Source organism: uncultured Henriciella sp. (assembly GCF_964005855.1).
GTDB lineage: Bacteria > Pseudomonadota > Alphaproteobacteria > Caulobacterales > Hyphomonadaceae > Henriciella.
On record NZ_CAXFSW010000001.1, the window covers coordinates 117311 to 143707 of the forward strand.

21 protein-coding genes and 1 riboswitch are annotated in these 26397 nt (G+C 60.2%); of the genes, 10 read left to right on the forward strand and 11 right to left on the reverse strand.

All coding sequences use genetic code 11. The features are described 5' to 3' along the window. Positions 1-7 precede the first annotated feature (7 nt). From ABNU55_RS00555 to ABNU55_RS00580, 6 genes are all read right to left on the reverse strand, one after another. Positions 8-1855 (reverse strand): TonB-dependent receptor, encoded by a 1848-nt coding sequence (locus ABNU55_RS00555; protein ID WP_290751782.1) that lies wholly within the window; start codon positions 1853-1855, stop codon positions 8-10. 170 nt (positions 1856-2025) lie between these two features. After that, positions 2026-2215, reverse strand: a riboswitch (cobalamin riboswitch). A 55-nt stretch (positions 2216-2270) separates the two neighbouring features. Then, on the reverse strand, positions 2271-2873 hold the full coding sequence (gene cobO / locus ABNU55_RS00560) for a cob(I)yrinic acid a,c-diamide adenosyltransferase (RefSeq protein ID WP_290751784.1): 603 nt from the start codon (positions 2871-2873) through the stop codon (positions 2271-2273). Between the two features lie 11 nt (positions 2874-2884). Then, complete coding sequence (gene cobC / locus ABNU55_RS00565; RefSeq protein WP_290751787.1) at positions 2885-3403, reverse strand: alpha-ribazole phosphatase; 519 nt, start codon at positions 3401-3403, stop codon at positions 2885-2887. Beyond that, a complete protein-coding gene (gene cobS / locus ABNU55_RS00570; protein WP_290751789.1) occupies positions 3394-4152 on the reverse strand; it encodes an adenosylcobinamide-GDP ribazoletransferase in 759 nt (252 codons plus the stop codon). The genes cobC and cobS overlap by 10 nt, the downstream gene beginning before the upstream one ends. After that, a complete protein-coding gene (gene cobT / locus ABNU55_RS00575; protein ID WP_290751792.1) occupies positions 4149-5162 on the reverse strand; it encodes a nicotinate-nucleotide--dimethylbenzimidazole phosphoribosyltransferase in 1014 nt (337 codons plus the stop codon). The genes cobS and cobT overlap by 4 nt, the downstream gene beginning before the upstream one ends. Positions 5163-5250: 88 nt before the next feature. Continuing rightward, positions 5251-6696 carry a helix-turn-helix transcriptional regulator gene (locus tag ABNU55_RS00580; protein WP_290751795.1) on the reverse strand — a complete coding sequence of 482 codons (1446 nt, stop codon included), beginning with the start codon at positions 6694-6696 and terminating at the stop codon, positions 5251-5253. 155 nt (positions 6697-6851) lie between these two features. On the opposite strand from ABNU55_RS00580, the gene aceB reads away from it, so the two are divergent. The 3 genes from aceB to ABNU55_RS00595 all read left to right on the forward strand — a co-directional run bounded on the left by aceB (position 6852) and on the right by ABNU55_RS00595 (position 10804). Beyond that, positions 6852-8489, forward strand: a complete 1638-nt coding sequence (aceB, locus tag ABNU55_RS00585) for a malate synthase A (protein ID WP_290751798.1) — start codon at positions 6852-6854, stop codon at positions 8487-8489. A gap of 38 nt (positions 8490-8527) precedes the next feature. Beyond that, entirely contained in the window at positions 8528-10150 is a 1623-nt protein-coding gene (locus tag ABNU55_RS00590) for an isocitrate lyase (RefSeq protein WP_290751801.1), read from the forward strand. A gap of 216 nt (positions 10151-10366) precedes the next feature. After that, positions 10367-10804, forward strand: coding sequence for a peptidylprolyl isomerase (locus ABNU55_RS00595; protein ID WP_290751804.1), 438 nt, complete (start codon positions 10367-10369; stop codon positions 10802-10804). A 63-nt stretch (positions 10805-10867) separates the two neighbouring features. Here ABNU55_RS00595 and ABNU55_RS00600 read toward each other — a convergent pair whose 3' ends face one another. Further along, positions 10868-11755 carry a LysR family transcriptional regulator gene (locus ABNU55_RS00600; RefSeq protein WP_290751806.1) on the reverse strand — a complete coding sequence of 296 codons (888 nt, stop codon included), beginning with the start codon at positions 11753-11755 and terminating at the stop codon, positions 10868-10870. A gap of 98 nt (positions 11756-11853) precedes the next feature. Between ABNU55_RS00600 and ABNU55_RS00605 the strand changes: the two genes are divergently transcribed. Together ABNU55_RS00605 and ABNU55_RS00610 are read left to right on the forward strand one after the other, a co-directional pair. Next, positions 11854-13446, forward strand: coding sequence for a proton-conducting transporter membrane subunit (locus tag ABNU55_RS00605; RefSeq protein ID WP_290751809.1), 1593 nt, complete (start codon positions 11854-11856; stop codon positions 13444-13446). 5 nt (positions 13447-13451) lie between these two features. Continuing rightward, positions 13452-15857, forward strand: a complete 2406-nt coding sequence (locus tag ABNU55_RS00610; RefSeq protein WP_290751812.1) for a DUF2309 domain-containing protein — start codon at positions 13452-13454, stop codon at positions 15855-15857. Between the two features lie 101 nt (positions 15858-15958). Here ABNU55_RS00610 and ABNU55_RS00615 read toward each other — a convergent pair whose 3' ends face one another. Then, the gene (locus tag ABNU55_RS00615) at positions 15959-16099 is read right to left on the reverse strand and encodes a hypothetical protein (protein WP_290751814.1); all 141 of its coding nucleotides are present in this window, start codon (positions 16097-16099) and stop codon (positions 15959-15961) included. 109 nt (positions 16100-16208) lie between these two features. Here ABNU55_RS00615 and ABNU55_RS00620 point away from each other — a divergent pair, with 109 nt between their 5' ends. The 4 genes from ABNU55_RS00620 (at position 16209) to nhaA (ending at position 19257) form a co-directional block, all read left to right on the forward strand. Beyond that, the gene (locus ABNU55_RS00620; RefSeq protein ID WP_290751817.1) at positions 16209-17123 is read left to right on the forward strand and encodes a hydrogen peroxide-inducible genes activator; all 915 of its coding nucleotides are present in this window, start codon (positions 16209-16211) and stop codon (positions 17121-17123) included. 103 nt (positions 17124-17226) lie between these two features. Then, positions 17227-17598, forward strand: a complete 372-nt coding sequence (locus ABNU55_RS00625) for a hypothetical protein (RefSeq protein WP_290751821.1) — start codon at positions 17227-17229, stop codon at positions 17596-17598. Positions 17599-17791: 193 nt separating this feature from the next. Further along, positions 17792-17944 carry a hypothetical protein gene (locus ABNU55_RS00630; protein ID WP_290751824.1) on the forward strand — a complete coding sequence of 51 codons (153 nt, stop codon included), beginning with the start codon at positions 17792-17794 and terminating at the stop codon, positions 17942-17944. Positions 17945-18018: 74 nt separating this feature from the next. After that, entirely contained in the window at positions 18019-19257 is a 1239-nt protein-coding gene (gene nhaA / locus ABNU55_RS00635; protein WP_290751827.1) for a Na+/H+ antiporter NhaA, read from the forward strand. Positions 19258-19325: 68 nt separating this feature from the next. On the opposite strand, the gene ABNU55_RS00640 is transcribed toward nhaA, so the two are convergent. From ABNU55_RS00640 to ABNU55_RS00650, 3 genes are read right to left on the reverse strand one after another with little or no spacing between them, the layout of a single operon-like run. Next, complete coding sequence (locus ABNU55_RS00640; protein ID WP_290751831.1) at positions 19326-20741, reverse strand: glycosyltransferase; 1416 nt, start codon at positions 20739-20741, stop codon at positions 19326-19328. Next, positions 20734-21804 (reverse strand): HEAT repeat domain-containing protein, encoded by a 1071-nt coding sequence (locus tag ABNU55_RS00645; protein WP_290751834.1) that lies wholly within the window; start codon positions 21802-21804, stop codon positions 20734-20736. The genes ABNU55_RS00640 and ABNU55_RS00645 overlap by 8 nt, the downstream gene beginning before the upstream one ends. Next, the gene (locus tag ABNU55_RS00650; protein WP_290751837.1) at positions 21804-22928 is read right to left on the reverse strand and encodes a YaiO family outer membrane beta-barrel protein; all 1125 of its coding nucleotides are present in this window, start codon (positions 22926-22928) and stop codon (positions 21804-21806) included. Before ABNU55_RS00650 ends, ABNU55_RS00645 begins: the two co-directional genes overlap by 1 nt. 239 nt (positions 22929-23167) lie before the next feature. Between ABNU55_RS00650 and ABNU55_RS00655 the strand changes: the two genes are divergently transcribed. Beyond that, the gene (locus ABNU55_RS00655) at positions 23168-26356 is read left to right on the forward strand and encodes a PAS domain-containing protein (RefSeq protein ID WP_290751840.1); all 3189 of its coding nucleotides are present in this window, start codon (positions 23168-23170) and stop codon (positions 26354-26356) included. Positions 26357-26397: the final 41 nt, after the last annotated feature.

The window sequence follows — 26397 nt, forward strand, 5'->3', positions numbered from 1 at the left end:
GCTGCTCCTAGTAGCGCAGCCGCAGGCCAACCGAGCCGGAAAGGCCGGGCGTGCCATAGCCGAGGATCTGCTGGTAATCCTCATCGAACAGGTTCTCGACACGCCCATAGAGCTCAACGCTCTCATTGAGCGCATAGCGGCCTGTCAGGTCGACGCGCGTCCAGCCATCCAGTGTCGTGCCGTTCGTATTGGCTTCGTCGCCATTGTACCGGACCAGAACGGCCCCGGAAAACGGCCCGTCCGGATCGACAGAGAGCGAGACATTGCCGGAGTGTTCCGGCAGGCGGGTGAGTTCATTGCCGTCACCGTCCTCAGCGTCGATATAGGTGTAATTGCCGTTGACGCTCAGCCAGTCGGTCAGGACATAGCCTGCGAAGAGTTCGACGCCCTTGCTTTCGACCTGGGCGATGTTGTCGTAGCCAGCGGTGTAGGAGAAATCGATGAGGTTCTCTGTATCCTGATCGAAATAGGTGACACCTGCCTCTACGCGCCCATCGCTTGAGCGCCAGTCGACGCCGATATCGAAGGCTTCGGATGTTTCCGGCTTGAGGTCGCGGTTCGGCTCGGTCAGGCCGCAGAAGGTACAGATATAAGTGGTCTGGTACAGGCTGGGGGCCTTGAAGCCCTGGCCCCAGCTTGAGCGGACTGTGACCTGGTCTGTCGGGTTCCACGCGGCCGCCACCCGCGCGGTTGTTTCCGAACCGAAGCGATTGTCGTCATCGTTGCGGACCCCGGCGGTCAGTGTCAGCGATTCGACGGGCTTCAGCTCATAGAGGGCGAACAGGCTATCGAGCGCGGCATCCTCGTCATTCGCCGTGGTCTCCTCGCGTTCTGCACCGAAGGAGAGGGTGTTCATGTCGTTGATATTGAACGTGCCCTGATAGCGGTAGAGGGTGCGGTCCCCTTCAGCGAAATAGCTCTGGGCGCCATCGGTGAAGTTTTCCCGCGTGATGTCGGAATAGCCCACTAGGAAGAGGTTCTCGAAGCGGTCATCCAGGAGCGGAAGCTCAAGCGAGACGTTACCTGAAAGCGTCTCGTTCTGCGTGACCTCGTCGCCATCGGCGACATTGCCCTGAGCGCCGCCAGAATAGCTGTCATATTCGGACTCGGCGTCGTTATAGAGGACGGTGGCTTCCAGACGGGCTTTGTTTGGCAGGTTAAGGCCGCCTTTTGCAGACAGCGTGGTGGAGTCGTAGGCATCGTCTTCGGTGTTGCCATTGTCTTCGTCGGCCTTGGAAATGCCGTCGGTGGAGATGCCGGTTGCAGAGAGCCGGAAATCGCCCGTGTCATTTGCGCCCTCGACAGAGGCGCCGCCCCGGAGCGTGTTGAACGAGCCGTATTCGGCGAAGGCGCTGCCCCCAAAGCCGGGCTCTGGCTGCTTGGTCGTGAGGGACACGACACCGCCGATGGCATCCGAGCCCCAAAGCGTGGATTGCGGACCTTTGAGAATTTCGATGCGCTCAATATTTGCGGTGTCGAGATAGGCGAAATTGAAGCTGCCATCAGTTGTCGATGGGTCGCCAACCGGGACGCCATCGATAAGCACCAGGGTCTGGCCGGAGGAGGCGCCGCGGATGCGGACGCTTGCCGAGCCGCCAAAGGCGCCATTCTGGTTGATGGTGACGCCAGGCGCGGTCGCCACGGCGTCCAGAGCAAAGTCGAGGTTCAGCTGCTCGAGGTCTTCCTCGGAAATGATGCTCACGCTGGAGCCGACTTCCGTGGCGGTCTGATCGAGGCGCGAGCCCTCGACGACGACCGGTCCGAGCCGGTTTTCCTCTGTTTCAGAGATTTGCGCAAAAGCTGGCGCGGCAACGGCGATTGCAGCCGCGCTGAGAAGTGCCGTTTTGTACGACATGGGTATTCCCCTCTACAACACCCCCGCCGCCCGGAAAGACAGGTGAAATTCATAACGACGTTATCTGGCCCATGAGAGCGATCCCATGCGGGCGGCCAGCCGGTTTTCTGGATGTCGTTACAAAAGGAGAGGCATCAGCCTTCCCGCCCGCAGAGAACTTTTCCCGGCCTCCGGACGAACGACGCGATGGCAGGTCTCCTGGCTCGCCGATCATCGCCTTTGGCCGCCTTCCCAGAACTTGCGTTCCAGTGGCATGTTGGCCATCAGCTCCCGGCTGACAGTTGCGGGTACAGCACCGGATTTACACCGGCTTCCCTCTTAGCCCCCTGTTAGGGGAGCACCATCTGAGCGGTCTGATGTTGCAAGTGCGAATGTCTGTCAATGCCCTTCGCAGCCCATGACGTAGCGGCACTTTTCAGAAGTCGATGCCGCGCTGGGCCTTTATCCCAGCCTTGAAGGGGTGTTTGACCTCGGTCATTTCGCTGACCAGGTCGGCATAGTCGCAAAGCTCAGGCTTGGCATCGCGGCCGGTCAGGATGACGCTCGTGCGGTCTGAGCGGGCCTTCAGCCCGTCGATGACGGCATGCACGTCCAGATAGTCATACCGCAAGGCGATGTTGATTTCGTCGAGCACGATGAGATCGTAGGTGCCGCTCTCCATCATCTCGCGGGCTCTGGCGAAGGCGGCTTCGGCGGCGGCGATGTCGCGGTCGCGGTCCTGTGTGTCCCAGGTGAAGCCGTCGCCCATTGTGTGCCAGTCGACCTGGTCTTTCAGGGTCATGAAGAACTGCTTTTCGCCCGTGATCCATTTGCCCTTGATGAACTGGACAACGCCGACTTTCTGTTTCCAGCCAAGGGCCCGGATGATGACGCCGAAGGCAGAACTCGACTTGCCCTTGCCATTGCCCGTGTGGACCAGGACCAGGCCGCGGCCCGGATCGCGCGCTTCGGACGTCTTTTTCTTCTGCTCGGCCTGGAGCGCCTTCATCTTTTCAGTGTGGTTGTCCTGTTCGCTCATCGCGCGTCCTTTCAGTCAGTCAGCGTGACGAAGCAGCCGAAACCAAGCGTCGTGGCATGGCTACCGGCCGTTTCGTCAGATGCAAGGGCGGCCTTGATGACGCCGGCATGGGTAACAATCAAGGTGTTGTCTTTCCGCCCGCGATACTCGCCCAGCGCCTCCAGCGTGCGGGCACGCAGCATGGCGACGCTCTCACCGCCATGGGGGCGTGCATGCAGGAAATCCTCCGCCCATGCATCGATCTCGGCGCGCGGGATGTCGTTCCAGGGCTGGCCTTCCCAGCGCCCGAAATCCATCTCCCGCAGGCGCGGCTCCAGTCTCAGCGGGATGTTCTTTCGCGCCGCGATGTAGTCTGCCAGCTGTCTGCATCGCGACAGGGGGCTCGCCACGACAAGGCTGGCTTGCGGCAGCGTATCGAAAAGCGCCTCAGCTTCGGTTTTGAAGGTGGCGGCGAGCGGGAGGTCGCTCATGCCGTAGCAGATGCCGGGCTCAATATCTGGCCGCGTATGCCGCAGAAGGATCACAGCCATGCGAGCAGGCCGAGATAGAAGCCCGTTTCGCTGAGCTGCTGAACCGCGCCCAGCGTATCTCCGGTATAGCCGCCAAGCTTGCGCTCAAAGAAGAGGCGCATGAGGAGGTGCCCGGCCACGAGGCCGCCCAGGCCTGCAAGCATGCTGGCAGGTGGCTCGACCATGATCCATGCGGCGATGACCAGAAGGCCGGTGGCGAGCGCTATGGCGAGTCCGCGTGTGGAAAGGCCGGAGGCGACGGGCTTGCCCGTGCCTTCGTCGCGGACATAGCGGCTGGTCACGATGACAAGGACGGCAGAAAGACGCGATAGGGCGTGAGCGGCGATCAGGGCGAGGCAGGCAAATTGCAGGGGCATCGCAGTGAGGCTCGATGCCTTTGAAAGCAGCACAATGGTAAGCGCCGCGCAGCCATAGGTGCCGACGCGGCTGTCCTTCATGATGGCGAGGGCCTTGTCCCGGCTAAGGCCGCCGCCGATCCCGTCAAACGTGTCGGCGAGCCCGTCCTCGTGGAAGGCGCCGGTCAGCAGAAGGCCGCCAGCGAGGGCGAGTATCGCAGAGGCCAGAGGGGGCAGGGCGAGCGAAGCCAGCCAGTAGATCAGGGCACTGGCGCCGCCAATAATAATGCCGACCAGCGGATAATAGGCTGGCGTCCCAGCCATGCGTTCCGGCGTGAAGCCGATCGCGCGGGGGAGGGGAATCCGCGTCAGGAACTGTAGGGCGAGAAGGAATTTGGCGGCTTCATCCTTCATGCGGGGCCGCTGACCCCTGCGCTGTCAAAGCTCGCCATATCACGCAGCATGGCGGCGGCGGACCTGATGAGCGGCCAGGCCAGAAGGGCACCGGTGCCTTCGCCGAGGCGCATGCCAAGATCGAGTAGCGGGCGGGCGCCGAGCGCCGAGAGCACAAGCTGGTGACCTGCCTCTGCCGACTGGTGGGCATAGACGAAGTTTTCCGCGCTTTTTTCAGACATGTCGCGCGCGCAGAGTGCGGCGACGGTGGCGATGAAACCATCGACAATGACGATCTTTCCGGTCTCGGCAGCGCCTGTCATGGCCCCTGCCATCGTGGCGATTTCGAAGCCGCCATATTCCTGCAGGGCCTGAAGGGCGCCAAGCGCATCAGCAGTCCGCCCGGCGGCTGCTTCGAGCAGGCGGCGCTTGCGATCAAGGCCGTCGCCCTCAAGACCGGTGCCGCGCCCGACAAGGTCGCTGACGGGAAGGCCGAGAATTTTACTGGCGAGGAGGCTTGCTGAGGATGTGTTGCCAATCCCCATCTCGCCAAAGCAGACCGCGTCTTCCGGTCCCTCCTGACCTATGGCGTGGCCATTGGAGAGGGCGAGGTCGAGCTCTGCTGTGCTCATGGCCGGGCCTTCAATCGCATTCGCCGTTCCGGGCCCGATGCGCCCGTCGATCAGGTCCGGATGATCGACGGGACTTCCCGCCACACCGCAATCGACAACCTGGACGTCGATCCCGAGCGTGCGGGCAAACACGTTTGCGGCCGCGCCGCCGGACAGGAAATTCAGGACCATCTGCCGGGTCACATCCTGCGGAAAGGCGGAAACACCCGCCGTCGCCATGCCGTGGTCACCGGCGAAGATCGTCAGCCGGCAAGTATCGGCCACGGGCGTAAGTGTGCCCTGAATGGTGGCCAGCCGAGCGGCAAGATCCTCAATCCGTCCAAGTGAGCCGACAGGCTTGGTCTTGTTGTCGAGGGCGTGCTGGAGCGATGCCTGGAAGTCGGTATGAGATGTATCCATCGGGGCGCTGTACAAGCACTTACCGGGAAGGGCCAGACGGCAATTTGAAAGAAAGTCCGGCTATGGGCCGGTGCCGGGCGAGCTTTGGCTAGTCGTCTTCAGAGTGGAAGCGGAAGACCGAGATCCCCTTGGCGCGGGGGTCGAAGTCGAGCTTCCTGTTGAGGGGCGCATGGGCGCGTGATGGGCAGTCCTGCCGGTCGCAAAGATAGCAATTGACCCCGATTGGTGTGGTGTCCATGGCATCGAGATTAAGCTCGCGCGCATAGACAAGCCGCGGCGCATAGGCGAGGTCGCAGCCAAGACCGATCACGTATTTGTTGGAAGGCCGGTTAAAGGCACCTTCAACACGTGAGACCGTGCGCGCGATCGAGAAATAGGTCGTATTGTCCGGCATCTGGATGATCTGTGTGCGCACCTGATCCGGCGTGGCGAAACAGTCATGGATGTTCCAGAGCGGGCAGGCGCCGCCGAACTTCGAAAAGTGGAAGCGCCCTGCGCTAAACCGCTTTGAGACATTGCCGGCACTGTCCATCCGGACAAAGAAGAAAGGGATGCCGCGCGCCTCCGGCTTCTGCAGGGTCGTCATGCGGTGGGCGACCTGCTCATAACTCGCCCCGAACCGGTGGCTGAGCAATTCGATATCGTAGCGCGTGGCCTCACATTCCTTCAGGAAGCGCGAATAGGGCATGAGCAGCGCAGCAGCGAAGTAGTTGGCAAGGCTCACATAGGCGAGTTCCTCCGACGTCTCATCCGGCAGACCGGCCGCGTCGATATGCGACCGGATCATGTCGGAGTATTCCAGCAAGCCGATCTGAACGGCGAGCTGAAACCGGCGTCCCGACTGGCGCAGCAGTTCCGACAGGTCGATCCGCCGCCGGTGGCGGTCGAAATAGCGCAGCTTGTTGGGCATCACATCTACGGGAACGATGCGCACCTGATAGCCATGACGGGTTTTCAGCCGGTCGGTCAGCGCCGTGTGGGGCTCATCCGTACTGAGGAAGAGCTCGCCGGAAAAGATCTCGGCAGCCTCATCCAGTTGAGGAAAATAGTTGCGGTGCTTGTGAAAGAATTCGCGCACCGCATCCACGCTGCGCGCCGACTCCTCGAGGACTTCGACCTTCTCGCGGTCTGCGAGCATGTTGGCATCGGAATGCAGACGCATGGTGACATCGCGGTGGCGTGCATAAAGGCGAAGGAAGGCGTTTGCGATCTCCGGGCTCGCATTCACCATCTCTTCAACGTCGTTCTTACCGATGGCGCCGACCTCAAGCGTCGGATCGCGGACAACTTCCATCATCTCCGAGACGAGGCGCGCGTCATCTGCCCCGCCGACATCGCTGAGATCGAAATCATAGACCTGGGCCAGGGTGAGAAGCAGATTGGCGCTGATCGGGCGCTGATTGCCTTCGATCAGATTGATGTAGCTGGCTGACACGCCGAGGTCCTCGGCCATCTGGGCCTGCGTAATTCCGAGCGTTCGACGCAGCCGCCGCAGGCGCGGGCCAATCATCAGCTTTTCCTTGCGAGCGCTCATCGGCGGCTTCCGGACTTTACAGAATTTACAAAAAACACACTCAGCACCTTACAAGGAAAACATAAAAACCCAATACAATCATTGTGCTACTAGAATGAAGGGCGCGTTGTAAATACTGTTGTGTCAACTCGAATGATAAATGGGAGATTGACGCGATGTCTTTGACAACCACGCTCGACAAGCCGGCCAGCCAGGAAGAGGCGGTCTCGGTCCGGGGCGAAGCGGCCGGTGCCGAAAGAGTGCTCACACCAGCGGCAATCGCTTTTCTGGAAAAGCTTCACCGCAGATTTGAAGCGCGCCGCCTTGAGCTTCTGGCCGCCCGCACTGCGCGTCAGGCCCGGTTCGATGCTGGCGAGCTACCGGATTTCCTGGCTGAGACCAAGGGCGTCCGCGATGGATGCTGGGAAGTGGATCCCGTCCCGCCGGTCCTGCGTGACCGCCGCGTCGAGATCACCGGCCCGGTGGACCGCAAGATGATGATCAATGCGCTGAATTCCGGCGCCAAGATGTTCATGGCGGATTTCGAGGACGCGTCTTCACCGACCTTCGCCAATATGATCGACGGTCAGGTGAATATGCAGGATTTCGCCGATGGCAGCCTGTCTTTCACCGATGAAAAAAGCGGCAAGGCCTATCAGCTTGGTGACGAGCCGGCTGTGATGATCGTGCGTCCGCGCGGCTGGCATATGGAAGAGGCGCATCTGCTCGTGGATGGGGCGCCGATTTCGGCCAGCCTGTTCGATTTCGGTCTGCACATCTTCCACAATGGCGCGAAACTTCATGAGAAGGGCGTCGGCCCCTTCTATTATCTGCCGAAAATGGAAAGCCATCTCGAGGCGCGGCTCTGGGATGAGGTCTTTGTCTTTGCGCAGGAAGCGATTGGTATTCCAATTGGCTCCATCAAGGCGACTGTGCTGATCGAGACCCTGCCGGCAGCCTTCGAAATGGATGAGATCCTGTATGAGCTGCGCCGCCATATTGCGGGCCTCAATTGCGGGCGCTGGGACTATATCTTTTCCTATATCAAGACCTTGCGCGCGCACGCGGACTATGTCCTGCCGGATCGTGCCGAGGTCGGCATGGACCGGGCTTTCCTCAACGCCTATTCCCTTCTGCTCATCAAGACCTGCCACCGCCGGCGCGCACATGCCATGGGCGGGATGGCCGCCCAGATCCCGGTCAAGAATGACGAAGCGGCCAATGCGGCGGCTTTCAACAAGGTGCGCGCGGACAAGATGCGCGAAGTGAAAGCCGGGCATGACGGCACCTGGGTGGCTCATCCGGCGCTGGTGCCGGTGGCCATGGAGGTCTTCGATGACAATATGCCGGCCTGCAATCAGGTCCTGAGCCAGCGCTGCTTTCCGCCGATCAGCCAGGGGGCGCTTCTGAAGCCGCATAGCGGCGGCATCACCGAAGCCGGCATCCGGACCAATGTTTCGGTCGGGATCGAGTATATCGCGGCCTGGCTGAACGGCAGAGGTGCCGTGCCGATCCACAATCTCATGGAAGACGCGGCGACGGCAGAAATCTCCCGCAGCCAGATCTGGCAATGGCTTCGCCATGGCGCTGATATCGTTGCGGCAAATGGCGAGACGCGCAAATTCACGCGCGCCTGGTTCGATGAGATCTTCGCTGAAGAGCTGAAAAAGATCCGCAGCTCGGTTGGCGAGAGCGGCTTCAAAACGGGCCGTTACGAAGCGGCTGCGGAGATCTTCGCTGAGACGGCGACGTCTGAGGACCTCACCGACTTCCTGACACTGCCAGCCTATGACGCGCTGCGCGCGCTCAACTGATCCAGACCCGAAAATCCAAACTCAAGAGGAGACACACAATGTCCACACGCCCGACCTATGCCCAGCTTCGCGAAGAGGTGCTGCGCCGTTACCCTGATGGCCAGACGCCGGCCGGAATCAGCGTTGACGATATCGTCCAGCTCAAGATCCAGAACACCTATTCCACCCATCTCGACATTGCCCGCAGCATGGCCGGCGTCATGCGCGCCGATATGGCGGCCTATGACCAGGATCATTCGAAGTTCACCCAGTCGCTCGGCTGCTGGTCGGGCTTCCATGCCCAGCAGATGATCAAGTCCGTCAAGCGGATGCGCGGCACGGCGAAGGGGACCTATGTCTATCTCTCCGGCTGGATGGTCGCCGGCCTGCGCAACCGTTTCGGCCACCAGCCGGACCAGTCCATGCATGAAAAAACCGCCGTGGCCGACCTGATCGAGGAGATTTACGTCTCGCTGCGCCAGGCCGACGAGGTCGCGCTTAACGACCTCTTCCGCGAGTTGAAGGCGGCCCGGCAAAAGGGCCAGCCCCAGGATGTCATCGAAACGATCATCCAGCGCATCGACACGTTCGAATCCCATGTCGTGCCGATCATCGCGGACATCGATGCAGGCTTCGGCAATGAGCATGCGACCTATCTGCTGGCCAAGGAAATGATCAAGGCGGGTGCTTGCTGTCTCCAGATCGAGAACCAGGTCTCCGACGCCAAGCAGTGCGGGCACCAGGACGGCAAGGTGACGGTGCCGCGTGAGGATTTCATCGAGAAGCTGAAGGCGTGCCGGCTGGCTTTTGAGGAGCTGGGCGTCGATGACGGTGTCATCGTGGCGCGCACGGACAGCCTCGGGGCTGGCCTGACGCAGAAGCTTCCCGTTCCGAAGGCGGCTGGCGATCTTGCACACGACTATATCAAATGGCTGGAAACCGAAGAGATCACGCCGGCAAACCCGCTGCAGGATGGCGACACGGCGATCCAGCTTGATGGCAAGCTGGTCAAGCCGGTCCGCCTTGCCAACGGCCTCTACAAGTTCCGCGAGGGCACAGGCGCAGACCGCGTGGTCGAGGATTGTATCGCCAACCTCACCCTGGGCGGCGCAGACCTTCTCTGGATCGAAACCGATACGCCGAATGTCGACATCATTGCGGGCATGGTGAACCGGATCAAGGAGGTCGTTCCGGACGCGAAGCTGACCTATAATAACAGCCCGAGCTTCAACTGGACGCTCAACCTGCGCAAGCAGGTCCGGGCCGACTGGATTGCGGCAGGCCGGATCAATGGCGAGGACTATCCTGAGGCTGAACTCATGTCCGCGCGTTTCGATGAGACCGAGCTTGGCCAGGAAACCGATGCAAGGCTGAAACGCTTCCAGTACGACATCTCTGACCGGGCTGGGGTGTTCCATAACCTGATCACCCTGCCGACCTTCCACATGACGGCCTTTGCCATGGACGAGCTGTCGAAAGGGTATTTCGGCGAGGACAAGATGGCGGCCTATGTGCAGACCATCCAGCGCCGCGAAATCCGGGGCGGCGTGTCGGCTGTGAAGCACCAGCACGAAGTCGGCTCTGACCTTGGCGATACGTTCAAGGAAATGGTTGCCGGCGAGCGCGCCCTGAAAGCGAGCGGGGCCCACAACACCATGAACCAGTTTGAGAACGTCGCCTAAACGACGCGGTTGCACTGTTTACTTCCAGCCTGCGCCAGCTCTGGCGCAGGCTTTTCTTTTGTTGCGGTGCGAAAAGACTTTGGCAGGTAAAACAGCGCCGATTTGACAGTCCGGGCCCAGCTTGCGACCACTGGCGGTGAGCAGAGGCGCGAGCGCCGCGCCCCGGGCGACGTCTGGAACGTGCCCGACCTTGTAAAAACACGATAGGATTACCTAATGGCAGCCGCAACAAAGGGCGATACCGTCCTCATTGATTACACCGTTCAGACAGCCGATGGCCGTATTGTCGGCAAGACCGAAGACAACCAGCCGGTCGCTGTGAAGATTGGGGAAGCGCAGATCTTTCCCGAAGTCGAAGCCGCTCTCGATGGTATGGAAGTCGGCAGCGAGCAGACAGTCACGGTAAGCTCCGACAATGCGTTCGGACCGCGCCGCGAAGAGATGCTGATCGAAATCCCGCGCGAGCAGCTGCCGGCTGAAACCGCGCCGGAGCCGGGCATGACGCTGGCGGCGCAGCAGCAGGATGGTTCGACGGTCAATCTGACCATCACCGCTGTCGGCGATGAAACCGTGACGGCCGACGCCAATCACCCGCTGGCCGGCGAAGACCTGAACTTCGCGCTCAAGCTGGTCGACATCCAAGCCGCCGCCTGAGCGGACGCTGAATGCGCAACATAAAGACCGGGTGGCGTGGCAAGTCCGCGCCGCCCGTTTTTTTTATATGGGCCCGTCGCTGGCCTCCTCACTGAACAGCAATTCCAGGGCAGGGTTGGGAAGCCGCTTCTTCATGGTGATCGCGGAGAAGGTCTCGCGGACGCTGCTGAGCTGGCAGGCTTCGGCAAGGCGGCCATTGGCCAGTTCATCGGTGACAACGATGGGGGGCAGGATGGCAAGGCCGATATCCTCGCGGGTGAGAAGGCGCATCATCGCCATATCATCGACCTCGGCGGCAATTGTAGGTGAGAGGTCCAGCTGCTCGAACAGGACGTCCACGCCGTTTCGGTAGCCGCTGTCTGCCGTCGGCAGAATGACGGGCTCACTGGAGAGCAGGCCCGCAAGGTCTGTCCGGCCGCCAAGGCGGTCCGGTGTACCGACAAGGCTGATTTCCTGCTCAGCGAGGAGACGCGACGACCACTTTGTGGCCGAATCCCTCAAGGGGACCTGATTGACCAGCACGACATCGAGCCGGTGCGCTTCCAGATGGGCGAGCAGTTCGGCGATTGTGCCAGAACGGATGATCACTTCGACGTCGGGGTTCTGGACTGCGGGCCGCAGGAAGCCGATCTGGAAGTTGCGTGACAGGGTGGACAGTGCGCCGACGCGCAGGATCGTTTTCTGCTGGCGTCCTGCCTGGCGCAGGCGGCCGATCATTTCCTCTCCGGACGAAAAGATGGCGTCAGAGTGATCAAGCGCGATCTGCCCGGCCTCTGTCAGGACGAGCGAGCGCCCCCGGCGTTCAAACAGGTCATGCCCAAGGCTGTCTTCCAGCTTTCGTATCTGTGTGGACAAGGCCGATTGCGACAGGTTCAGCGCCTCCGCCGCGCGGGTAAGATTGCCCTCACGGGCCACGATCCAGAAATAGCGAAGGTGGTTGTAGTTCAGCACAAACGTTCTCCAAAATAGAACGATATACAAGTTATATTGTATTATACTAAATGATATGGCTTTGTTAGCCCAGCGCCGATGAACAAGGAGACATCGGCATGTCGCTAACTCTGATCCTGTTACTGATCCCCGTTGGCCTGCTCGTCGCGATTGCCGTCACCGGCCTTCTGCAGCCAGCGCCTTACCCGCCCTTCCGGAAGCTCTTGCCAGCCCTTTCATGGGGGGTGGGGACGGTGTCGGCGTTCAGTTTTGCACTTTACTTCGTTTCCGGACCGCAGAGTCTGATCCTGTCCCTGGGGGGTATCGAGCTTCTTCACCTTCGCTTCGACGTCGTCAGCGCGACGCTTGTGGCCCTTGTTGGCTTTGTCGGTGCCATCGTGCTTGCCTTCAGCGGCCGGTATCTGGAAGGCGAAGCCCGGCAGGGGGAATTTACCGCATGGCTGTCGCTCGCCATGGCCTCAGTCCTGATGCTGGTTCAGTCGGGTCATGTGATCCAACTGGCGGTTTTCTGGTTCGCGACCAGTTTCTTCCTTCACAAACTCCTCCTCTTCTATCCTGAGCGGCGCGGCGCGCAGCGGGCGGCACGGAAGAAGTTCCTGTTTGCCCGCATGGGGGACGTCTTCCTGGTGGCTTCAGGTCTCATCCTCTGGCTCCACTTCGGTACGGGCGATATCGCCGCGATCAACGAAGGTGCGCGCGCCCTTGAAGGGGCGGACAGCCTGTCTCTAACATTGGCGGCGCTGATGCTGGCGGGCGCTGCCATCCTGAAATCTGCTCAGTTTCCTTTCCATGGCTGGCTGACGGAAGTCATGGAGACGCCGACGCCCGTGTCGGCCCTGCTTCATGCCGGTATCATCAATGCCGGGGGCTTCCTGCTGATCCGCTTTGCCGACGTCATGCTTCTTGCGCCGGGTGTGCTGGCCCTCCTGGTGCTCGTGGGCGGGTTCACGGCCCTCTTTGCGGGGCTGGTGATGCTGACCCAACCGGCGGTCAAAACCTCTCTTGCCTGGTCCACGATCAGTCAGATGGGATTCATGATTTTCCAGTGTGGCCTGGCACTTTTCCCGCTCGCCTTGCTGCACATTGTGCTTCATTCGCTCTACAAGGCGCACGCCTTTCTCAGCTCGGGCAATGCGGTCAGACAGGTGGCTTCAATCCGCAGGCCGGGACCGATTGCGGTTCCCAGCCTCAAGGCAGTTGCGGCATCCTTTGTCACGGCCATAGCGATCTATTCTCTGACGGCCGTCGTTATCGGTCTGGAGGGGAAATCCCCGCAAGCCGTCGCGCTAGGCGCCATCCTGGTGTTCGGCGTCGCCTATATGCTGGCGCAGGGTTTTGCCGATAAGGCGCCAAGGCAGCTCAGTCTCTACACCGCCGGCTACGCCGTCGCCGTGACGGTCGCCTATTTCGCACTCCAGTCGCTCAGTCTTCACCTGACCAAAGCGAGCCTTCCCCTCACACCCGCCCCGGATGGTCTGGAATGGGCGCTGATCACGCTTGCCTTGATCAGCTTCGGGCTGACTGCGTTCGCGCAGGCGACCTTCCCGAACTGGGCGAACCACCCGGCAGTGCGGGGCCTGCGGGTTCATCTGAACAATGGCTTTTACATCAATGCGGTCTGGGACCGGGTCCTCGGCGGGTGGCGCCTCGACGTCCCTCAGCAGACCACCAGCGATCACCAGAAAGGATAGGCTACATGTCCGCTAAATCCCATTTCGAGACCCCGTCAATCAAGCGTGAGCTCGAAGAAGCTATCAGGCTCATTCCGCCGCTCTGGCCTCTTGAGGCGACCGTTGCCGTCAATCCGTTTCTCGGCTGCGCGCAGCAATCTCTGGGAGAGGCGAGCGCCCTTCTGGCATCACTGACAGGGCACAGGCTCGTCATGCCGCGCCACTGGTTTGCGAACCGCATAGAGACAGGCGAGATAACGGATGATGACCTGCAATCGGCGATCAGTGCTGTCGCCGAGCATAGCGGCCTGACCCCTGAACACGTCAAACAGCAGATGGGGGACAGTGCGGGGCAAAAGGCACGGACCAAACGGCCAACGCTGGTCGACCTTGCCGACCGCCACACCGGCAAGGACGTAAACGGCATCGCGGCTGACCGGATTACAGCATGGGCGTCGAACTATTTCGATGAAGGACAGGCGCTCTGGCAGATTACCGATCGGGGCCCCGCCTGGAGGTCCTGGCGTGACTTTGCGTTGAACGACCTGACGCCGGAGATCCTTGGGCTGGAAGACTTCTGCCAGTTTGTCGGTGAGCTGCCTTCCGAGCCAGACCTGTTTATCGAGGGGGCAGCGGCATCACTCGGGGGAGGCGCGGCGGGCTACTTCGCGCAACTCCTCCTGGAGCTTGGCGGCTGGTCGCAGCTGGCGCGCCAGAAGCTCTGGCAGGCTGAGCTCAAAGGCGGTCACGACCCCATCATGCGCGATATGCTGGCGGTCCGCCTGGCCTGGGAGGTCTATGCGTACGAGACCTCTTCCGATGCGATGAAGTCTGACTGGGCGCGTCTTTGCCGGGAGAGCGAGAACGCAGACCAAGACACTGGCCGCGGCCAGCTCTCTGACATTCTCCAGTTCGCGCTGGATCACGCAGAGCAGCGCCGGCTGAGTGAGATCATGTCTGAAACGGATGATCAGTCTGATGCGCCGGACAGGCCTTCGATGCAGGCGGCCTTCTGCATCGATGTTCGCTCTGAAACCTTCCGCCGCGCTCTCGAAGGCACCGACCCGTCTATCGAAACCGTCGGGTTTGCAGGGTTCTTCGGTCTGGGAATCGAACATCGCTCATTCGCCTCAGACGTCGCTGAGAACCGGTTGCCGGTGCTTCTCAATCCGGCATTGAACTCCTCGGAAACGTCACAAGAAAATCAGGCCGAAGACCGGGCAAAGCGCTATCGGCTGCGCGCAGTACGGGCCTGGGGACGCTTCAAGCTTGCCGCTGTCTCCTCGTTCGCTTTCGTCGAATCGGCTGGACCGATCTATATTCCAAAGCTCCTTCAGGGCGCCCTTGGTCTCAAGCCGAAGAGCGAGACCAAGAGCGCGCGGCCCAGGTTCGATGCGGCGTTGGGGCTGGATGCAAGGACCGATGCGGCCGAAACAATCCTGCGTGCGATGTCACTCACGTCGGATTTCGCCAGACTGGTCATTCTTGCCGGGCATGGCGCGAAGGTGACCAACAATCCACATGAAAGCGCGCTCCAATGCGGGGCTTGCGGAGGGTATAGCGGAGATGTGAATGCACGCCTGCTCGCAGGGCTGCTCAATGACGCGGAGGTCCGCGCAGCTTTGCGCCCACGTGAAATCGACATTCCCGATGATACGTTCTTTATCGGCGCCCTGCATGACACGACATCGGACGCGGTCTCCCTCTTCGAGGATGATGTGCCAGGCTCGCACGGCAAGGACCTCGCTGATGCGAAAGCGGCCCTAAGCCAGGCAGGTGAGCGGGCACGGGCAGAGCGGGCCTTGGGCATGCCGGGCCGGCCGAAGCCGGCCGCGCTCAAGGCGATCGGGCGCAGCTGGTCGCAGACGCGGCCCGAGTGGGGGCTGGCCGGGTGTAATGCCTTCATTGCGGCCCCGCGTTCGCGCACGCTTGGCAAGTCGTTTGGCGGGCGGTCCTTCCTGCACTCATATGACTGGCGCCAGGACAGGGACTTCAAGGTGCTTGAACTCATTCTCACCGCGCCGGTCGTTGTCGCAAGCTGGATCAGCCTTCAATATTACGGGTCTACAGTGGCGCCGGGCCTTTTCGGAGCCGGCAACAAGCTCCTGCATAATGTGGTGGGCGGTGTGGGTGTGCTGGAAGGCAATGGAGGGCTTCTGCGCGCAGGCCTGCCTCTGCAATCTGTCAGCGATGGACAGAGCTTCCGGCATACGCCCAGCCGTCTGTCTGTCTGCGTGGAAGCGCCCTGCGAGGCGATTGCTGAGGTGCTGGAAGCGCATCCGTCGGTCAAGGACCTGTTCGACAATCACTGGCTGCACCTTTTCGCCATGGACGAGGCGGGCGCACTTCGCTGGCGCTATGGCGGCAACGGAAAGTGGGAAGAGGCTTTTGGGCAGAGCGATAAAATCCCGCAGAAAGAGGCCGCAGCGTGACCGGCCAAAAAAAACCGCCCGGACAGGTGGTCCGGGCGGTGTGTGGGCTGGTTCGGGGTGAGAGGCGGGGTATCACCAGCCCATCAGGTTCAGGGCTCAGGCTACAGGCGGGCGCCTGCGTAACGTCGCGCCCGGCGTTCGCGCCAGAGCCGGCGCAGAAAGCTTGGCTTGAGCGGTGGCAGTGCCAGCGTACCGGCCTTGGCCATGCCAATGCTGGGGGTGGGCGACTGCGGGTTTTTCATTTCTGTCTCCATGTTCAAGTCCGCTCCTTGCGGACAAGCTGAATATGGACTCCCACCCGAAATAGGTCTAAACGTTATTTGCTCTCGTTTTTATAGGTTTAACTTATCCATGCGTCCGACCCTCAGACAGCTTCAGTATCTTGTTGCCATCGCCGAGACGGGAAAATTCGGCGATGCGGCCAAGCGGACCAATGTCAGCCAGCCCAGCCTCTCGGCGCAGATCGCTGACATGGAAGAGTATCTGGGAAGTGTCCTGATCGAGCGGGGCCGCCATGGTGCCTTGCTCACCCCGCTCGGGGAGGAAGCGGTGCGCCGGGCGCGGTTGATCCTGCGCGACGTGGAGGATCTGAAGGCCGTCCTTTCGGCAGACGGCCAGGCGCTGACGGGACGAATCCGGCTCGGCGTGCTGCCGACCATAGGGCCTTACCTGCTGCCAGGGGTCACACGCCATCTACACGCCGAATATCCCGACTTCCGCCTCAGCGTCAGGGAGGAGCGCACGATCGATCTCGAAACCCATCTGCATGATGGGCAATTTGACACGATTATTTCGACAGCCGAGGATCATGAAAATGAGGAGCGCACGCATCTCTTTGAAGAAAGTCTATGGGTGTGCGCCGCGCCCGATGACCCAATCGCGCAGAGCGCGGGCGATGTCCGACTGGCAGACCTCAAGGGCTGCCAGCTTATTTCTCTTGGGCATGGGGACCGGCTGAGCCACCGGATCCAGACAATCGCCGAAGCGGCCGGCGCGCATGTCAGCAGCGAATATGAAGGCACCAGTCTGGATGCGATCCGCCAGATGGCCGAAATGGGGGCGGGCGTTGCCGTCTTTCCCAGTCTTTATGCCCTGACCGAAGCGCGGCGTGACCCGGATCTGGTTGTAAGACGGATCGACGATCCGCTGGCGCGCCGCGATATCTCCCTCATCTGGCGGCGGACCTCACCATTAAAGGACAGGCTGTTGAAGCTTGCCGAGGAATTGCGGGCTGGCGCGGCCTCTATTCTTCTGGGCAGGCGATGATGATGGGCGATGATTGGATTGTCCTATGCGAAAACAAGATAATTTGAATTTATCCGATTGACGCCGGTTACCTAGTTTAGGCTCCGTAAACACGGAGGCTATTATGAGACCTGTACATGCCCACGCAGCAGAGGGCTCTCCGCCGGTCAATACGAGACGTCTCAAACCGGTCGTCGAGCGAACACAGACAGATAATCCCGTTCGCGCATCTCTCTCTGCCGACGAATTCTGGCGGCTGGCCGACTGGGCCAGATCCCCGGAAAATCTGGCCTATCACGTAGAAACGCTTGTGAGCTGGGCGCCTGTTGAGCTTTTGGAAAAGCCCTCCGCCGTAACAGATGAGGCAGGGCATCACTGGTATCTTTGCAAATTCCGGTATTTCGGTCCTGTTCGCGAACGCGAGACACTTATCCTGAGTGTGCGGTCTGCGCTCGACAATCTGACGAGTTGGCGCGACGTGGACGAGCATAGGTAAAACCTATTAGTTTGATAGTGAAATCTAAAAACCAGGCTGACCGGGGCGTTGACCCGGTGAGTGCTGCAGGGAAGTCTACCGTTTTGGCGCAGATACATAGCTAAATCCTATGCATTGTAGAGAAACAAGCGATTGGAGCGGATCATTCGGCGCGTCCATATCCTCTCCCAAAGCCGAGTAAGGATGAAAGAGAATGAAGTGGCTGCTGAACATATTCGCGCAGTTTTCCGACGTCGTCCTGGGCGACGAAGCTGGTCTGGAGCGGCATCGGAAGACCTCAACGAAACGTCGTGATCGGGCCGCCCGACGCCGGCGGAGAGACGAGATCTCCGACTGGGACTGGTAGAGCCGTTTTAGCCAATCGGGCAGCGGGGAGGCACACCGTGCCAGCTGCCGCAACTTTTCGAACGAGACCTTCTTATGTCGATTATTGTCGCGCGAATTCAAAACTTTCTGAAGCTGGAGGCCTCAGCCGGTATTCTGCTGATGGCTGCAGCCGTTCTGGCGCTGATTGCCAGCAACTCGATGCTGAGCGGACTTTATGGCGCGCTCCTGGGGACGCCGGTTGCGGTCCAGATCGGGGCTCTGGAGATTGCCAAGCCGCTTCTGCTCTGGGTGAATGACGGCCTCATGGCGATCTTCTTCTTCCTGATCGGTCTCGAGATCAAACGCGAGATCCTGCAGGGAGAGCTTTCCAGTTTCGACAAGGCGGCCCTGCCTCTCGTGGCTGCCATTGGCGGCATGGCGGGCCCCGCGCTTATCTATGTTCTTCTGAACGCCTCATCGCCTGAGACCATGAATGGCTGGGCGATCCCGGCGGCGACCGATATTGCGTTTGCGCTTGGCGTTCTCATGCTTCTGGGCCGCGCGGTACCGGTGTCGCTGAAGGTGTTCCTGCTCGCGATTGCGATCATCGACGATCTGGGCGCGATCACGGTCATTGCGCTCTTCTACACCTCGGATCTCTCGATTGAGGCACTCGGGCTGGCGAGCATTGGTCTTGCCGGTTTGGTCGCGCTCAACCGGCTGGGTGTGAAGACGATTACGCCCTATGCGTTGATCGGCGTCTTCATCTGGGTCTGCGTGCTCAAATCCGGTGTGCACGCAACGCTTGCAGGCGTCCTGACAGCGCTTGCCATTCCTATCCATGGCGCCAGGCCTGACAGCCAGTCGCCGCTGCACAGGCTTGAGCATGGCCTCCATCCCTGGGTTGCCTTTGGTGTCCTGCCGGTCTTCGCCTTTGCCAATGCGGGTGTTTCCCTGACCAATCTTGCTCCGGAAGACCTCATGGCGCCGGTCACGCTGGGTGTTGCTGCGGGTCTGTTTGCTGGCAAGCAGATCGGGGTGTTCGGGGCCACGTATCTCGCTGTGAAAACGGGGCTGGCCAAACGTCCCACGGGCACGAACTGGATGCATATCTACGGCGTGGCGTGCCTGACGGGTATCGGTTTCACCATGAGCCTTTTCATCGGCATGCTTGCCTTTGAAGGCGGCGAGCAGCTGGATCAGGTCCGGATCGGTGTCCTTCTCGGTTCGGTCATGTCCGCCCTGGTCGGGGTTGCTGCCCTCAAATATGCCGGGCGGCTGGGAGTCCCGCTGGAGACCGGTTATGGCCGGACGCCGAACCAGGCCATGCCTGCAGGGGTCACAGAGCAATAGACATTTCGTTGTCAGGCACGCCCCTCAGGCCGGGCGTGCCTTTTCGCGAAACGGTCTGGAGCGAAGGGTCACGTTCCGCCAAAGCCCTTACGTTTCATCTCTCCCCATTGCTGGGATCCTCGCAGATATTGCCAGGTGCCTCTCAGGCGCCAGAAATTGTTGAGCTGACGGTATCCGAAATTCTCGAGCACGGCGACGGCGCCCAGAATGACCAGGTCTCCCGCTCTTGAAAACCGTTTGAGGCTGAGTTCCTCCAGGATAAGCGCAAAGACACTTATCGTGATCCCGAAGGTGAAGCTGAGGGCTAGAAAGGCCAGGAAGTAATCGACGGAGAGGAGCCCCAGAGCATAAAAGAGCGGGACAAGAATATAACCCAGAACTTCCGCAAGAGGGCCTATGACGTCGATGAGCAGTATGTTGAGGAAACCAAGTGAGCCGACGCGGCCATAGCGGGGATTGAGGAACATATCCTTGTGCCGGAAGAATGTTTCCAGAGAGCCGCGATGCCAGCGCTCTCGCTGTCTTCGGAGGGTCCGCAGGTCTTCGGGCGCTTCGGTCCAGCAGATCGGTTCTGAAATATAGGCAATGCGGTAGTCGGTAGAGGCTTTTCGAAACTGCTTGTGCAGTTTTATCACGAGTTCCATGTCTTCGCCCACGGTACCGACGGTGTAACCGCCTGCTTCGATAACGGCGCCACGCCGAAACAGGCCGAAGGCCCCCGAAATGATCGTCAGCGCACCGATACGGCTCCAGGCGAGACGGGCCATAAGGAAGGCGCGCACATATTCGACCGTCTGAAAGAGGGCGAGGAGATTGCGCGACAAACCCGTCGAGACCACCTCGCCATCCCTTATCTCGCACCCATTCGCGAGCCTGACCGTCCCACCGACGGCAATGGTCCGGCCTGGATCGTCCACAAAGGGCTTTACGGCGCGCAGCAGGGCGTCGCTTTCGAGCACGGAATCGGCATCCATCGAGCAGAAGATCGGCGCGCGGGAGACGTTGATACCCGCATTCAGGGCATCGGCCTTGCCGCCATTTTCCTTGTCGACCACGATCAGTTCAGGGTGCAGCTCGGAGCCATAGATGCCGCGCACCGGCTGGTGATCCAGCGACCGGTCAGCGGGCCTTTTCACAGGCTTGAGGTCGAAAGCCTCTATCAGTCTCTCAAGAGTGGCATCCTTCGACCCGTCATTTACGACGATCACTTCGAAAGAAGCATATCGGAGTGCCATGAGCGAGCGCACGCTTTGCACAATGCTTCTTTCCTCATTGTAGGCGGGGCTGATCAGAGCGATTGGCGGGGCCAGGTCGGCATATCTGCGCCATAGAATGGAGGTCCGCCGGATCTTCGGCTGGCTCACCATTGATCGCCAGGCGATCAGGAGCTGTAAGGCATAGAGAGTGTTCTGCATCAGGCCGACCCCGATCACGAAAATCGTAACCCAGACGGCGACAACCGACAATGTGTCCGGGTCAAACATGGTTCGGCTGGGGCTGGTCGGAGAGTGTGAAGTCGACAGCCCGGCGGACAGTGCCTGAGTCCGTCTCGAGGGCGATGGCTTCCAGCCGGTGCTGATATTCAGGTCCAAGCGCAGCGAGTGCGTTGGCGGAACTGAACCGCACGCTCCACTGGGGATCGTCGAGCAGCGCCACCAGCTGATCTGCATGTTCCGACAGACCGATCCGACCGATCGCATCGGCGGTGGCGGCCCTGACTTGTGCCTCAGGATCGGCCAGCGCTTTCGTCACAGTCTCAGGTGCAATCGGCAGTTCCAGAAGGCCAAGCGCTTGCAAAGCTGACTGTCTTATCTGCGGCGAGCTGTCCGAGGTGAGGTTTTCCAGAAGGGGCAGTGCATCATAGACATCGGCCCGTGCCAGCGCTTCGATCATCATGCAACGCAAGTAGACGCTGTCGCTTGCTTCCTCGATGCGTTCGATCAGAAGAGCGGGTCTGTTCTGTGCGATCGAACGGAAAACGGCGGCCAGCTCCAGCGGGGCCTGAAACGCATCTGTCTGGAACGGATGAAGAAGGACTGAAAGCTCCAGGTCCTCTCCAATGAAGATCAGGGACCTGGCGCAGGAGACCCTGACGTCCGGCGGTGTCTTCCTGCCTTCCACCAGCGTTTTAAGCGTCTGCCGGCAATCGGCCGAGCGGAAATAGGCGAGGGCCTCGGCGGCCATCTGACGATATTTTTTTTCTCCTTTGCGGGCCGCGCGGAGGACGATCTTCTCGGCGCCTGCCTGCTGCAGGGCGGTCACTGCGAGATCGAGATCGCTGCCGCGGACCAGTGTTGCGTATTCCAGCAGGGCCTGGGAGATGGCCTTGGGGGATTTCGCGAGAGACTTCAGCGCGCCGACAGACTGGGGGTGATCCTCAGAGGCGAGGAAGAGGGCGGTCATCATCTCGTCCCGGCGTTGATTGCGTCTCTGCCGCACCCGTGACGACAAAAGTCTGTGGATGACGAGGGTCGCGAGTACCAGAAGCGAGACCGCCGCCATGACGAGGGAGATCGTCCAGAGGGCGAGGAGAAACGAATCGGGCATCAAAACCGCAGGCCCGTGGAAATAAAGACGCCGGTCCGGTCATAGACGCGGCGTGTTTCATGGAAGACGTTGATCTGAAGCGTCAGCGCAGGACTGAGAGTCTGCCGCCATGCCACGCCATAGGACTTCACATCCAGGGTGACGCCATCGGAGGTTTCCGGCGCGTCTGTGTAGTCCAGGCGAAGGGTCCTGGTCTCATCAAACGCGTAGTCTGCCCGCAGACTATAGCCAGATCGGCTCTCCCCGTTTTCGTCGCTCAGAAATATGCCGGTCGCCCCCAGGGATAGGTCACTATCGCCAAGCCTCTTCAAAAAGCCTGCCTTTGCGCTTTGAACGGGCCCGGCAGGATAGTCCGCATAGCGGGCCTCGCCAGAAAACACCGTGTCGGCTAGGGGACCACGGCTCACCGATGGGTAGAAATCGGCGCCGGTCGTAAGAGAAAGCTCGGGCCGGAAGATGGCATCGGGCGCGCCGCCAATCGCGACGAAGCCAGCGAGCCTCTCGTTCAGACGTCCTGCTGCCCGCGCCTCCAGATAGATATCCGAAAGATCGAACCGCTCGGCATAGTCAGCGGCAAAAGAGATGGATGAAGCGGGGCTGGTTTGATAGCCGAGGCCAACCGCAATCTCTGACCAGCTTGGCAACCCGTTTGAGAGCTCACTGCGTCCGATACCGAGATTGAGCCGCATCCGGTGGGCCTGCGGCTCACGCTGAGCCTCCTCTATCCGCTGCTTCAGCATGTCGGCTTCTGGAGAAGAAGGCATCGCCGAAAGCCGGCGCAAGGCTTGTTCGTCCTTTCCTTCAAACCAGTCGAGACGTGCCAGCGCGATCTCTGCGTCCCGATAGTCGGGCGCGATCCGCAGCGTCCTGTTCAGTGCTTCGCGAGCCTCTCCATATTTCTGCACTGCCATGAGGCTCAGCCCCAGCTGAAGCCACGCATCGGCGTTTTCGGGCGCCTGCGTCGTTTCGGACTGGAGAAGTTCAATAGCGGTCTCGAACTCGCCGCTCAGGCGGGCCTCCGTGGCGCGCGCAAGACGATTGTCCGTCTGTGCCAGCGCGTGATGACCGCAAAGACAGAGAGCCGCAGCGATTGATGATACGGTCTTGAAGGTTACCCAGTTCAAGTTTGCGCATTCCTTTCGATGAGCGCGATAATGGCTCCAAAGAGGTTTATGCGGACTTACCTACGCGTGAATGGTTTCTGCTATTCCAACCATAAGGCGTGGGTATTGGGTGGCGTGACTGACTGCAATGTTCGGCAAATTCTCGGGAGTTTCGCGAGCCTGCATAAGCTATTGGAAACTCTCGCTTCCTACGATCACACTTTATGTCAGGGTTGAGCAATGGGTCTTTGAGACAGGCGATGGGCATCTTACGAGAAAAGATCGACAGCCTGTTGCCGAAAGGCAGGGCAGCCAGAACGGCAATACAATTGATTGCCCTGACGCTTTCGCTGTTTCTCTTGGCGACAGCCGCGTTTGATCTCACGCGGGAGGGCGGGCGTATTGCCGCTATTCGGCCTGTCGATGCGGTCGTCCTGGCCCTTGTTTTGGGTGTGGAGAAAAAGCGCTGGATAGGATTCCTGGCCGCGCTGCAGGTCGCCTTACTCGCTGCCCATCTGGTGGTGGGGGACTCGCTTTTGATTGCGGTCTGGCTGTCCGCCTCCAGCGTCATAGAGGTTCTTGTTGTCGCCGGCCTCTTCCACTTCGGCCGCAAGCCTAGACTGATCAGCCAGATCGGTATCCTGAAACTGTGTGGCAGCGCGCTCGTCGGATGCCTTGTTTCAACGAGCCTCGCCACCGCGGGTCTTGCTCTCAGCGGCGCGCAGGTCGCCTTGTCCGATGCTGCCTTGTGGTTCGCAGCGGATATGCTGGGCATCATCCTGTTTACGCCGCTCCTGAAGATATTGATCGAGAAGAGCAGTAGGCGCCGGGGTATCCCCTTCGATCTCAAACAGGTTTTTGCCTTTGTCGGGGTCTGTCTCGTCGCGTTTGCTGTCTTTGCGCAGTCGGACTTTCCTTTTCTTTTCTTCGTTCCCCCCGCTTTGGTGTGGCTTGCTTTCGTTGGCGGCATAAGGGGCGCCGCCGTCGGACTGCTTGGCATCGCGGCGATTGCGATTCCTTTCGCCCTGGCCGATCAGGGGCCGACATCGCTTATGCAGGCCAGTATGGAAGCCAAGATTCTGGTTCTGCAGAGCTTCCTGGTCGTCAACTCCATCCTCGCGCTTGCTGTGGGCGTTAGCGTCACGGACAGACGACGTCTCCTTGCCTATCTGGAGCGTTCTCAAAACCGTTTGAAGTCAAAGACCCGGCGCCTCGATGAGATGCTCGGAAAATCGCGCCTCGCAGAGCAGATGTCCGGCGTGGGGCACTGGTCGTTGAATCCGAAAACCGGGGCCGTTTACTGGTCTCCTCATGTCTACGAAATCCATGGCGTTGCGGCTGAGGAGTTCGATCCAGCCTATGACGACGCTGTCGCTTTCTATCCGCCGGAGGAGCGGTTGAGGGTGAATGACACCGTGCAGAGGGCCATCGAAACAGGCGAGGGCTGGGAGTTCGAAGCCGATCTCGTGACGCGAGACGGTACACGCCGACGTGTCAGGTCAAGTGCGGAATGTCTGAAAGATGGAAATGGGGAAGTTGAGCTTATCATCGGCGTGTTCACGGACATAACCGAAGACACCCGCGTCTACGAAGAACTCGCCAGAAGTGAGCAGAAATATCGCATCCTGGCCGAACATGCGACCGACATCGTCCTCAAATACAATGTGGACGGTGAAATCACATTCGTTTCCCCTTCCTGCCGCGTGCTGGGTATCGATCCGCAAGAGGCCATTGGCCAGTCAGCGATCGAGTTCGTTATCCCGGAAGACCGGCCTCGCGCGATGGAGGCCTTCGCGAGACTGCTTAAGCACGATCCGGCGGACGGGCCGTTCCGCAGCGAACACAGAGCGCCGAAGGCCGGTGGCGGGTTTATCTGGCTTGAGGCAAGTCCGACCGTCATTCGCGATGAGAATGGCGAGCCTATCTCTGTTATCTCCTCATATCGCGATGTGACCGACCGGCGCGAGCGCGAGATTGCGCTGGCTGCTGCGACGGAAGCGGCCGAGGCGGCCACCCGCGCAAAAGCGGAGTTCCTGTCCAATATGAGCCATGAGATCCGCACGCCGCTCAATGGCATTCTTGGCTTTGCCCAGCTCTTTGCTCGAACTGACCTCGATGAAGACCAGACAACCTATCTTGAGCGTATTCGCGGGGCAGGGCGGATGCTGCGTGAGATCGTGGACGACATCCTCGATTTCTCGAAGATCGAGGCCGGCCAGCTGGAGATTGATGAACGTTCTTTCTGCATGAATGAGCTGATCACGGAAACGATTGATCTCGTTGATGCTGGCCGCGAGAGCAAGACGGTTCCGATCTACAGTCATATCGCCCCTGAGGCCGATATGAGGATTCTGGCCGATGACACGAGGATCAGACAGATCCTCACCAATCTCATCGGCAACGCGGCGAAGTTTACTGCCCGGGGACGCATTGATGTGAGTGTCGATGTGGAGGCGTCCTGGCTCAATATCTCCGTCTCGGACACCGGTATCGGCATCTCGGAAGACAAGCTGGCCTCCGTCTTCGACGGGTTTCGTCAAGCCGATACGACAATCACCAGGAGATTTGGCGGGACGGGGCTGGGGTTGACGATCAGCCGCTCGCTTGCGCGTCTCATGGGCGGAGATCTCTGGCTGGACAGCAAGGAGGGCAAAGGCACGACGGTCACCTTCAAGCTGCCTTATCGCAGAGCGCCAGATGCGACCGTCGAGCCGCACACGTCTATCAAGGTGAGTAGAGATGGGCAGGACTGCACCATCATGGTCGTCGATGACGTGAAAACCAATCTGAGCCTGATTGAACTTGGCTTGAAGGATACAGGGTTCAAAATCCTGACCTTTACCTCTGCGCGCGAGGCCATCGAGGCGCTTGAGGCCGGAGAGAAGGTCGATCTGATCCTGATGGATGTTCAGATGCCTGATCTCGATGGGTTGAGCGCAACGAAACAGATACGGGCAATGGATGGGCCGATGGCACGGATCCCGATCATGGCGCTGACCGCCAACGCCATGCCTTCGCAAATTGCCGAATGCCGGGCGGCCGGTATGGACGATCACTTCTCCAAGCCCATCGACCTCGACAAGCTCGAGGAAAAGATACTGGAGATATGCGGCGCGGAGACGGATGCCTCTCAGTCTCCCTCCGATGAGGCTGATGAAGAGATGCGGGCGCTTCGCGATACCTATCTCGACTATCTGGGGACGCTTGGGCCGGAACTGTCCCAGATGGCTGAAACCCTGGATGAGGATGACACGGCCAAGGCCATCCGGACCCTGGCCCACTCCGTCGCTGGAACCGCGGGCAGTTTCGGTTTCACCGATATTTCAGATAAGGCGTTTGAGCTTGAAGAGGCTGCGCTGAATAATGCAGACCCGGAATGCGAGAGTGACAGAAGCCTGCTGGAGGCAAGGCTGCGGGCGTTTCTTGAGGCCATCCGGGGCGCGGCATGACTTTCAGGGAGCAAAGAAAGTCTGAAGCGAACAGTTCGAAT

Excerpts from the sequence above, each read along its gene's own strand:
- cobS (WP_290751789.1), bottom strand. The coding sequence starts at position 4,152 with ATGAAGGATGAAGCCGCCAAATTCCTTCTCGCCCTACAGTTCCTGACG.
- ABNU55_RS00640 (WP_290751831.1), bottom strand. The coding sequence starts at position 20,741 with ATGTTTGACCCGGACACATTGTCGGTTGTCGCCGTCTGGGTTACGATT.
- ABNU55_RS00610 (WP_290751812.1), top strand. The coding sequence starts at position 13,452 with ATGTCCGCTAAATCCCATTTCGAGACCCCGTCAATCAAGCGTGAGCTC.
- ABNU55_RS00645 (WP_290751834.1), bottom strand. The coding sequence starts at position 21,804 with ATGCCCGATTCGTTTCTCCTCGCCCTCTGGACGATCTCCCTCGTCATG.
- nhaA (WP_290751827.1), top strand. The coding sequence starts at position 18,019 with ATGTCGATTATTGTCGCGCGAATTCAAAACTTTCTGAAGCTGGAGGCC.
- ABNU55_RS00655 (WP_290751840.1), top strand. The coding sequence starts at position 23,168 with ATGGGCATCTTACGAGAAAAGATCGACAGCCTGTTGCCGAAAGGCAGG.
- ABNU55_RS00580 (WP_290751795.1), bottom strand. The coding sequence starts at position 6,696 with ATGAGCGCTCGCAAGGAAAAGCTGATGATTGGCCCGCGCCTGCGGCGG.
- cobT (WP_290751792.1), bottom strand. The coding sequence starts at position 5,162 with ATGGATACATCTCATACCGACTTCCAGGCATCGCTCCAGCACGCCCTC.
- ABNU55_RS00595 (WP_290751804.1), top strand. The coding sequence starts at position 10,367 with ATGGCAGCCGCAACAAAGGGCGATACCGTCCTCATTGATTACACCGTT.
- cobO (WP_290751784.1), bottom strand. The coding sequence starts at position 2,873 with ATGAGCGAACAGGACAACCACACTGAAAAGATGAAGGCGCTCCAGGCC.
- ABNU55_RS00615 (WP_290751814.1), bottom strand. The coding sequence starts at position 16,099 with ATGAAAAACCCGCAGTCGCCCACCCCCAGCATTGGCATGGCCAAGGCC.
- ABNU55_RS00620 (WP_290751817.1), top strand. The coding sequence starts at position 16,209 with ATGCGTCCGACCCTCAGACAGCTTCAGTATCTTGTTGCCATCGCCGAG.
- ABNU55_RS00630 (WP_290751824.1), top strand. The coding sequence starts at position 17,792 with ATGAAGTGGCTGCTGAACATATTCGCGCAGTTTTCCGACGTCGTCCTG.
- ABNU55_RS00625 (WP_290751821.1), top strand. The coding sequence starts at position 17,227 with ATGAGACCTGTACATGCCCACGCAGCAGAGGGCTCTCCGCCGGTCAAT.
- ABNU55_RS00605 (WP_290751809.1), top strand. The coding sequence starts at position 11,854 with ATGTCGCTAACTCTGATCCTGTTACTGATCCCCGTTGGCCTGCTCGTC.
- ABNU55_RS00590 (WP_290751801.1), top strand. The coding sequence starts at position 8,528 with ATGTCCACACGCCCGACCTATGCCCAGCTTCGCGAAGAGGTGCTGCGC.
- cobC (WP_290751787.1), bottom strand. The coding sequence starts at position 3,403 with ATGGCTGTGATCCTTCTGCGGCATACGCGGCCAGATATTGAGCCCGGC.
- ABNU55_RS00555 (WP_290751782.1), bottom strand. The coding sequence starts at position 1,855 with ATGTCGTACAAAACGGCACTTCTCAGCGCGGCTGCAATCGCCGTTGCC.
- aceB (WP_290751798.1), top strand. The coding sequence starts at position 6,852 with ATGTCTTTGACAACCACGCTCGACAAGCCGGCCAGCCAGGAAGAGGCG.